The 9,042-nt window shown below is 72.8% G+C and carries 7 protein-coding genes; 2 read left to right on the top strand and 5 right to left on the bottom strand.

What is annotated here, in order from left to right; all coding sequences use genetic code 11:
- A partial coding sequence (locus tag ACXJKL_RS08010; protein WP_457206535.1) for a phosphoribosylamine--glycine ligase occupies nucleotides 1-577 on the bottom strand: 577 nt, incomplete at its 3' end.
- A 217-nt stretch (nucleotides 578-794) separates the two neighbouring features.
- Here ACXJKL_RS08010 and ACXJKL_RS08005 point away from each other — a divergent pair.
- Nucleotides 795-1,799 carry a type IV toxin-antitoxin system AbiEi family antitoxin domain-containing protein gene (locus ACXJKL_RS08005; RefSeq protein WP_457206534.1) on the top strand — a complete coding sequence of 335 codons (1,005 nt, stop codon included), beginning with the start codon at nucleotides 795-797 and terminating at the stop codon, nucleotides 1,797-1,799.
- An 89-nt stretch (nucleotides 1,800-1,888) separates the two neighbouring features.
- On the opposite strand, the gene ACXJKL_RS08000 is transcribed toward ACXJKL_RS08005, so the two are convergent.
- Nucleotides 1,889-3,172 (bottom strand): adenylosuccinate synthase, encoded by a 1,284-nt coding sequence (locus ACXJKL_RS08000; protein ID WP_457206533.1) that lies wholly within the window; start codon nucleotides 3,170-3,172, stop codon nucleotides 1,889-1,891.
- A gap of 180 nt (nucleotides 3,173-3,352) precedes the next feature.
- Between ACXJKL_RS08000 and ACXJKL_RS07995 the strand changes: the two genes are divergently transcribed.
- Nucleotides 3,353-4,258 carry a diacylglycerol/lipid kinase family protein gene (locus ACXJKL_RS07995; protein ID WP_457206536.1) on the top strand — a complete coding sequence of 302 codons (906 nt, stop codon included), beginning with the start codon at nucleotides 3,353-3,355 and terminating at the stop codon, nucleotides 4,256-4,258.
- 9 nt (nucleotides 4,259-4,267) lie between these two features.
- Here the strand turns inward: ACXJKL_RS07995 and ACXJKL_RS07990 are convergent, their stop codons facing one another.
- The 3 genes from ACXJKL_RS07990 to ACXJKL_RS07980 all read right to left on the bottom strand — a co-directional run.
- On the bottom strand, nucleotides 4,268-6,895 hold the full coding sequence (locus tag ACXJKL_RS07990) for a hypothetical protein (RefSeq protein ID WP_457206532.1): 2,628 nt from the start codon (nucleotides 6,893-6,895) through the stop codon (nucleotides 4,268-4,270).
- Nucleotides 6,892-8,229, bottom strand: coding sequence for a hypothetical protein (locus ACXJKL_RS07985; protein WP_457206531.1), 1,338 nt, complete (start codon nucleotides 8,227-8,229; stop codon nucleotides 6,892-6,894). The genes ACXJKL_RS07990 and ACXJKL_RS07985 overlap by 4 nt, the downstream gene beginning before the upstream one ends.
- Nucleotides 8,230-8,380: 151 nt before the next feature.
- Nucleotides 8,381-9,042 (bottom strand): DNA-binding response regulator (locus tag ACXJKL_RS07980; protein ID WP_457206530.1); only part of this gene is annotated, 662 nt, incomplete at its 5' end.

Genomic DNA, 9,042 nt, shown 5'->3' with positions numbered 1-9,042 from the left:
CGGTCCTCCCGTCGCAGACGGCGAAGAGCGAGACCTCGGGGCCGTCGAGGAACTCCTCGACCACCACCCGCTCGCAGGCCGCGGCGTGCGCCAGGGCAGCGTCGCGGTCGGTGGTCACCACGACGCCCTTGCCGGCGGCGAGGCCGTCCTCCTTCACGACGTACGGCGCGCCCAGCGCGTCGAGGGCGGCCGCCGCCTCCTCGGGAGTGGTGCACACGAACGAACGGGCCGTCGGCACCCCGGCCGCGGCCATCACGTCCTTGCTGAAGGCCTTGGAGCCCTCGAGCCGGGCCGCCTCGCGCGACGGCCCGTAGACCGCGATGCCGGCGGCGCGGACCGCGTCGGCCACCCCGGCCACCAGCGGCGCCTCGGGGCCGACGACGACGAGGTCGACGCCCAGGCCGGTGGCCAGCGCGGCGACGGCGGCCCCGTCCATCGGGTCCACGTCGTGCAGGGTCGCGCCCTCGCCGATGCCCGGGTTGCCCGGCGCCACGTGCACCTCGGCGTCGGGGTCGCGGGCCAGGGAGAGGGCCAGCGCGTGCTCGCGACCGCCGGTGCCGATGACGAGGGACTTCACGGGCGACCACCCTATCGGCGCGCGGCTCACCCGCTTGTAACGCGCCGTCAGGCGGGCTCCACACCCCACCGGTGGGGTGTGAGCCCCGCGTAACAGCGCGTTACAGCTGGCGCGCGGGCGGGCCCGCGGGCGTTCCCAGCCCCGACCGGCACCCAGTCCCTCCACAGATCGCCAGCGTCGGCCCGCACCACCGTCCATCCGCGCCGAGCATCGGCGCATGGACCTCCAGAGCTACGGACCGGCGCTCGCCCAGCACCGCATGCTGACCCACCGACAGGCACTGGCCGCCGGACTGTCACCGGCCGACGTCGCCCGGCTGGTCCGCGAGAGCGCGTGGGTTCGGGTGCGCAAGGGCGTGTACGCCGACCACGACTGGTGGCAGTCCCTCGACGCCTACCGTGCCCAGCCCGTGGCCCGCATCCACGCGGCCGCCCTGGTCATCGACACCGACGGCGTCTTCAGCCACGACTCCTCCGCGCTGCTGCTGGACATGGGTGTCCCCGATGCCCGCACCGCCCTGGTGCACCGGACACGGACCCGGGTGCACGGGACCCGCGTCAGGGCTGGCATCAAGCACCACGGAGCGCCGTACCTTCCCGAGCACGCGACGACGGCAGGTGGACGTCCCGTCCTCGGTCCGGCCAGAACCGCCGTCGACCTCGCACGCGAGCACGGTCGGGATGCCGGGGTCGCCGCCTGCGACCAGGCACTGCGGCTCGGGGTCACTCGGGCGGAGCTTGCGGCGGTGGCGGACTTCATGCACTGCTGGCCCGGCAGCCGGGCGATCCGCGCGGCGGTCGACCTCGCGGATGCAGGCTCCGAGAGCTGGCTGGAGTCGCTGGGGCGGATGCTGGTCACCGACCTCGGCGTCGGTCGACCGGAGACCCAGTTCGGCCTCACCGACGGGGGCCGCACGGTGTGGTGCGACCTGCGGGTGGGGCGGCACATCTTCGAGGTGGACGGCCGCCAGAAGTACGTCGACGGCGACACTCCGGACCCGGCTGCGCTCTGGAAGGAGAAGAAGCGCCAGGACTTCATCACCGGATTCAAGCTCGGGATGTCGCGCATCACCGCCCACGACTGCGGGGCCGGCCGGGTCGCGGCACTGCGCAGGCTCGCTCGGGAGCGGGCCGACACCGTGGCACGGTTCGGTACCGACATGGCCGACCTCGCGCCGTACATCGTGCGCCGAGCCGACTCCAGCGCCCGCCCGTTGCTGTAACGCTCCGTTACGCATGCCCCGCACCCCACCGGTCGGCCTTGAAGCATCAGTAACGGCGCGTTACAGCCGGATGACGGCGTACGACCCGGTCAGTCGTGGACGGTGAGCGTCTGCTCGCGCCCCGGGCCGACGCCGACGCCCCAGATGCGAGCACCCGAGATGTCCTCCAGCGCCCGCACGTAGGTCTGCGCCTGGGCGGGCAGCTCGGCGAAGGTGCGGCAGCCGGAGATGTCGGAGTTCCAGCCCTCGAAGACCTCGTAGACCGGCGTCGCGTGGTGGAACTCGGTCTGGGTCATCGGCATCTCGTCGACGCGCGTGCCGTCGATCTCGTAGCCGACACAGACCGGGATCTCGTCCCAGGCGCCGAGGATGTCGAGCTTGGTGAGGAAGAACTCGGTGAGGCCGTTGACGCGCGCGGCGTAGCGCGCGACGACGGCGTCGTACCAGCCGCAGCGACGGGTGCGGCCGGTCGAGACGCCGATCTCGCCGCCGAGGCGCTGCAGCTCGAGGCCGTCGTCGTCGAAGAGCTCGGTGGGGAACGGCCCCGACCCGACGCGGGTCGAGTAGGCCTTGATCACGCCGATGACGCGGTCGATGCGGGTGGGCCCGATGCCGGCGCCGGTGCAGACACCGCCGGCGATCGCGTTGGACGAGGTCACGAACGGGTAGGTGCCGTGGTCGACGTCGAGCATCGTGGCCTGGGCGCCCTCGAAGAGGACCGTGCGGCCCTGGTCGAGCGCCTGGTTGAGCAGCAGGGACGTGTCGGCGACCATCGGCCGCAGCCGCTCGGCGTACGAGAGCAGCTCCTCGACGACGGCGTCGGCGTCGACGGCGCGGCGGTTGTAGACCTTGGTGAGCAGGTGGTTGCGGACGTCGAGGGCGGCCTCGACCTTCTGCTGGAGGATGCCCTCGTCGAAGAGGTCGGCGATCCGGATGCCGACGCGGTTGATCTTGTCGGCGTACGCCGGCCCGATCCCGCGGCCGGTCGTGCCGATCTGGTTCTTGCCCAGGAAGCGCTCGGTGACCTTGTCCATCGTGGAGTGGTACGACGCGATGACGTGCGCGTTGGCGCTGACGACCAGGCCACCCATCTCGACGCCGCGCTCGAGGAGCCCGTCGAGCTCGCGGAACAGCGCCTCCGGCGAGACCACGACGCCGTTGGCGATGACGCTCGTGGCGCCGGGGGTGAGGATGCCGCTGGGCAGCAGGTGGGTCGCGTACTTCTCGCCGTTGATGACGATGGTGTGGCCGGCGTTGTGGCCGCCGCTGGTGCGGACCACGAAGTCGATGGTCTCGTTGGTGGCGAGCAGGTCGGTGGCCTTGCCCTTGCCCTCGTCACCCCACTGGGCACCGAGTACGACGATCGCGGGCATCGCAGCCCTCCTCAGATATCCGGCTGTGCCCACGAGACGCGTGGGCCAAAAGAAACAGCCCCGGCACACGTGCACCGGAGCTCTTGCGACATCACGTTACCGCACCCCGGACCCCGCGGGCCGATCATGCCCACCCGTCCGGGACGGGGAGGGTCGACTACTGTCCCAGCCGTGGACCCGATGCTCGTGATCACCAACGCCGAGGCCGGCACCTCCGACCAGGAGACCCTCGACCTCGCCCTCACCATCCTGCGCGAGAAGACGTCGGTCGAGGTGGCCGCCACCTCCAACCCCGGGGAGCTCGACGGCGTCCTGCACCGGGCGGGGTCGCGACGAATCGTGGTCGCCGGCGGCGACGGCAGCCTCCACGCGGTCGTGGCGGCGCTGCACAAGCGCCACGAGCTCGCCGACCGCACCCTGGCCCTGCTCCCGCTGGGCACCGGCAACGACTTCGCCCGCGGCACCGGCATCCCCCTCGCCATCGAGGACGCGGCCCGGCTGGTGCTGGACGGCGAGCCCCGCCCCGTCGACCTCATCGTCGACGAGACCGGCTCCGTGGTGGTCAACAACGTGCACGTCGGCACCGGCGCCCAGGCCAGCCGCAAGGGCCACAAGTGGAAGCAGCGGCTCGGCTCGATCGGCGTCGGCAAGGTCAACATCGGCAAGGCGGGCTACCCCATCGGCGCCATGCTGGCCGCCTTCCACCCGCCGCACCGCCGACTCCGCGTCGAGGTCGACGGCACGGTCGTCAACGACGTCGACCAGCCGCTGCTCATGGTGGCCATCGGCAACGGCGCCAACGTCGGCGGTGGCACGGAGGTCACCCCCGACGCCGATCCAGAGGACGGCCGGCTCGACGTGATGATCAGCCGCGCGATCAGTCCGCGGGCCAAGCTCGGCTACGTCGCCAAGCTGCGCAAGGGCGAGCACCAGGAGCGCGACGACGTCGTGAGCCTGCGCGGCTCGACCGTCTCGGTCACCGGCGAGGAGTTCTGGGTGTCCGCGGACGGCGAGATCTACGGTCCCGAGCGCAGCCGCACGTGGCGCATCGAGCGGGCGGCGTACCGGATGGTCCTGCCCCGCTGACCCCACCCCTCACGGGGACGCGCTGGCCGAGGGCGACACCGCCCCGGTCGTGGTGGACGCCGGGGACGGCGAGGTGCTCGACGTGCTCGTGCTCGGGCTGGTGGACGTGCTCGGCGACGTGGTCGACGACGTCGTGCCCGTGGTGCCGGGGGACGTGGTGGTGCCCGTCGTCGGGGGCGACGTCGTGGTGGAGCTGCCGGTCGGAGCCGGCGGCGTGGACGACGTCGGCGCGGAGGGCGCGGGCGTGGTGGGCGCGGGCGTGGTGGGCGCGGTCGACGGTGTGGTTGACGGCGTCGTCGTGGACGACGTGGACGGCGTGGTCGAGGGCGACTCGGAGTCGCTCGGGCTCTCGCCGGGGGAGGTCGTGGCCGACGGCGCCGGCTCGATGACCGGGGCCTCGCCCAGGATGCCGACGATCTCGGCCTTGAACGCCTCGAGCTGCGCGTCGATCTCGGTGAGGGTGTAGCCGGTGATCCCCTGCGCGAACTCGAGCAGGCGGCCCCAGACCTCCCCCAGTGCGCGGAGCTGTGCCTCGTCGGGCTCGCCGGGGACCGTCAGGACCAGCTGGTGGGCGATCGCCGCGGTGATGCACTGGTAGCAGTCGTAGTTGGCGGCCACGGCAAGGTTCTGGGGCACGACGACCTGGGCGTCCTCGCTGATGAGTACCACCTGGAACGCCACGGCGACCGCGACGCAGTCCGAGCAGGACGCGTAGGCGTGCGCCTCGTTGACGTTGTAGACCTCGTCGCCGTCCGCCCAGATCAACGCGAACGCGAGGTCGTAGGTGACCGAGCCGTCGGTGGTGTTGACCGCGAGGGCCTGGTTGTCGCCCTCCTCGGGTGCGAGCGGCTTGTCGAAGGGCATCACCCAGGTGTCGTCGTCGGGGACGGCCCCGTCCGTCGCGGGCACCTCCGACCCGCCGTCGGTGGCGGGGGCCGTCCCGTCAGTGGGCGCGCCGGCCGGACCCTCGGTGAGGGTGGGGTCCGGCTCCGCGCCGGTGCCGGTGCCGGTGTCGGTGTCGGTGCCGGTGCCGGGCTCCTCCCCCGCCCCGTCGCTGGTCGGCACCAGCACCATCGCGAGCTCGGGATCGTCCTTGGTCGGCACGGTGCCGCCCTCGGGGAGCATGGCCACAAGTGGGCGGCCGTCCGAGAGGCGCTTGCGGGCCGCGGTCCCCGGCGGCGGGCCGTCGTCCTCGGGGAGGTCGGCGGCGGCCCGGGCAAGCCCGGCGGCCGGCGCGTCCTGCAGCAGGGTGGTGAGGAGACCGCGCTCGTCAGGCTCGATGGGACGGTAGGTGTCCGGAGCGGGCCACCACGCCCAGGCGAGTCCGGTCAGCATCACGGTGCTCAGCGCCGCCGCCAGCACCCGCTTGGGCGCCGACCCGCGGCTCCACGCGGCGAGCCCGCGGAACCAGCGCATCCCCATCCGTCCCAGGATCAGGGCGCACGCCACGACGGGCAGCACGACCGAGAGCACCTGCAGCACGTGGGCCGCGACGTCGACCGGGGTGCCGGTCGACCAGGCCGCGCCGAGCGCCTCGGTGTCCGCGCGGACGGCCGAGCCCGCGCTGCCCAGCAGGCGCGGTACCGAGGTGATCAGGGCGTAGAGCATCAGCCCCATGAGCGGGACGGTGACGAGCACCCACAGGGTGATCACGACCCGGGCCCCAGGGGTCAGGACCCGGTTCTCCGGCGCGCTCCACCGGTGCGGGAGGAGCCCCAGCAGCGTGGGACGGATGCGCTGGTAGAGGTCGGGCACGCCGGCGAGGTCGGCCAGCAGGTGGTACCCGTCGAAGCGGAGCAGCGGCAGCAGCTGCTGGACCATCTGCAGCACCTGGGTCGCGACGAGCAGCAGCAACGCCTCCCAGCCCGAGACCCACCACCACCCGAACGTGAGCACCGCGACGATGGCGTTGAAGTAGAGACCGCCCAGGTCGGTGCGGATCCGCCCGGCCCGGCCAAGGCGGTAGCTGTCGGTGACGTCGGTGTAGAACGCCGGCCAGACGAGGTAGAGCCCCGCCCCCATGACGCCGGGCTCGGCGCCGCTGTAGCGGGCCGCGGCCGCGTGGCCGAACTCGTGGAAGCCGCCGGACAGGACGGTCATCACGAAGACGAGCAGGAGCAGGTGGGGACGGTCGAAGGCGTCGTACGCCGACGCACCGAGGCCGCGCTCGAAGAAGACCCACACCAGGACGGCCGCGAAGGCGAGGACCACCACGGCGGCGACGACCGGCCGGAACAGGACGCGGAACGGGTCGGTCAGCCGATGGGTCGTCCGCGGGTCGGTGACCGCCACCTTGAGCTTGAGCGCCAGCAGCGGGTTGGAGCGCCGGAGCTCGGGGTCCGACCCATCGGCCGGGCGGACGAGGCCGAGCGGTCGGAGGTGACCGTCGACGAGGGTGCGCACGTTGTCGGCGGACACCGCCCGTCCCGTGCTCGCTCCGACGAGCTCGGCGATCTCGTCGTAGCCGCGTCGCCCGTCGGCTGCGTTGAGGACCAGGTAGAGCAGGGCCGTGAGCTGGAGGACCTGCCCGTCGCCGCGTCGCACGAGGGCCGGCGGGGTCCGGTAGCCGGACCCCTCCATCTCGCCGATGAGCTGGACGCCACCTACGCGGGCCGGGACGTCGACCAGGGTGGTCACTGCATGGTGCTGCCGGTGGACCCGGTGGCCGACTGCTCGACCGTCGAGGTGCCGGTCACGTCGGTGCTGGCCCCGGGCTCGACAGGCTCGGTCGTCGCCTGGTCGGTCGTCTCCTGGTCGGTCGCCGGGTCGGTCGTCGCCTGGTCGGTCGTCGCCGGGTCGTCGGTGGACGCCGTGTCGGTGTCGACCGGCTCGACGGACGACTGGTCGATGTCGGACACCTGGTCGGAGGTCGCCTCAGCGCTTCCGGTGACCGACTGGTTGATGATCGCGTCCTGCTGGGCGATCGCGACCGCGTCCGAGTTGTCGGAGAGGATGTTGGCGGCCACGGAGGCGTCGATGGGCGCCGCGACGTTGGCGTTCGCCGCGACCGCGCCGTTGATCGGCGCGGCCAGGTCGGCGTCGAGGTCGACGTTGACGTCCACGTTGAGCAGGTTGCCGTCGAGCAGGTCGCCGGTGTCGAGGCCGCCGACGGTGTCGGTGACGTCGTCGACCACCTGGCCCACCGTGCCGACGACGTTGCCCGCGGTGTCGAGGACCTCACCCGTCAGGGGGTCGAGCGAGCCGACGACGTTGCCGGCGTCGTCCACGACGGTGCCGGACACGGCGTCGACCGTACCGAGCACCTGCCCGTCCGACCCGAGGACGTCGGCGCCGTCCACGAGACCTGTGACGGTGCCGACGAKGTTGCCGGCCGAGTCGACGACCACACCCGTGGCCTCGTTGAGCGTCCCCACGACGGTGCCGTCGGGTGCGACGACGTTGCCGGTGGCCCCGTCGAGCGTGCCGATGACGGCGCCGGTGGAATCCACGACGACGCTGCCATCGACGGGCGCGTCGGCCACCGCGGCGAGGTCGTCGGTGCCGGCCAGGCCGTCCGTGCCGGTGGTCTGGGCGGCGGTCTCGGCGGCGGGCTGGGTGGCGTCGTCGGTGGTCGTCGACGCGTCGAGGATGCCGTCGCCGGTGCCGTCCGTTCCGCCGGTCGCGGTGGAGGTCGCGCCCTCGGTGGTGTCGCCCTGGTCGATGGTGCTGTCCTGGATGCCGGTGGCCACGGCGTCGGCGTCCACGGTCTGCGTCACCTGGACGCCCTGGTCCGACRGGGCCTGCGCCGAGGAGTTGTCGCTCAGCACGTTGGCGCTCACCGCCGCGTCGATGGGGGCGACCACGTTGGCGTTGAGGGCCACGGCCAGGTCGATGGGGGCGGCGCCGTCGATGGCCAGGTCGACGTCGGCGGCCAGGTCGAGGATCGACACGACCTCCTTGTCGGGAAGCGCGGTCACGCCCTCGCCGGCCAGCTCCTCAGCGGTCAATGGCGTGGACTCGTGCGTGCTCATGCGGTCTCCTCGAAACGTTCCGGCAAGGGTGCGGACCCGGTCAACGGGCCGACGGAGCCGGAGGTTACGACGGATGCGCACTTTTCGATGCCGGATCCATCCGCAAGGGGTGCGCCGACCACCCGAGGGGGTGATCCCCCGCCGCAGCCAGCTAGATCCAGCCCCGCCGCGACGCCTCGACGCCCGCCTGGAAGCGCGTGTCGACACCGAGGTCGCTCATCAGTGCCGCGATGCGGCGACGTACGGTCCGCAGGCTGAGCCCCAGCTTGCGGGAGATCATCTCGTCGGTGGCGCCGGCCACCAGCTGCTCGAGCAGGAACCGGCGCAGGTCCGGGCGGGCGGACCCGCCGTCCAGCTCGGGCACCGGCGAGGCCCGCGCCCACAGCGAGTCGAACCACAGGGTCAGCGCGGCGACGACGGAGCGCTGCCGCACGTGCACCCGGGGCTCGTCGGCGAAGCCGAGCGGCTCCGGCAGGACGGCGTGCGCGTCCCCGAGGATGAACATCCGGGTCGGGACCTCCGAGATGACCCGGACCTGCTCGCCGAGCCGGGCCCGGGTCCGCAGCGACTCGGGTGCCTCCGAGAGCGCCCGGATCGGATAGATCGCGCGCGACCGGCGCCCGGTGGACATCGCCTCGGCGAGCAGCCGGCTGACCGCCGACTCACGCGGCATCGCCCACGCGTCCGGGCGCAGCCAGAGCATGTCGCCCCGACTCGTCCGCAGCATCTGGCCGATGAGCTCGAGCGGGTTGCCGCCCGAGCTCAGCTCGCCGTCGAGGGGACGGACCTCGGCGAGGTCGCGCTCGTCGGGGC

It is taken from the genome of Nocardioides sp. P5_C9_2 (assembly GCF_054049555.1).
The sequence above is the reverse complement of the archived record's forward strand: the minus strand, read 5'-3'. Positions and strand labels throughout refer to the sequence as shown.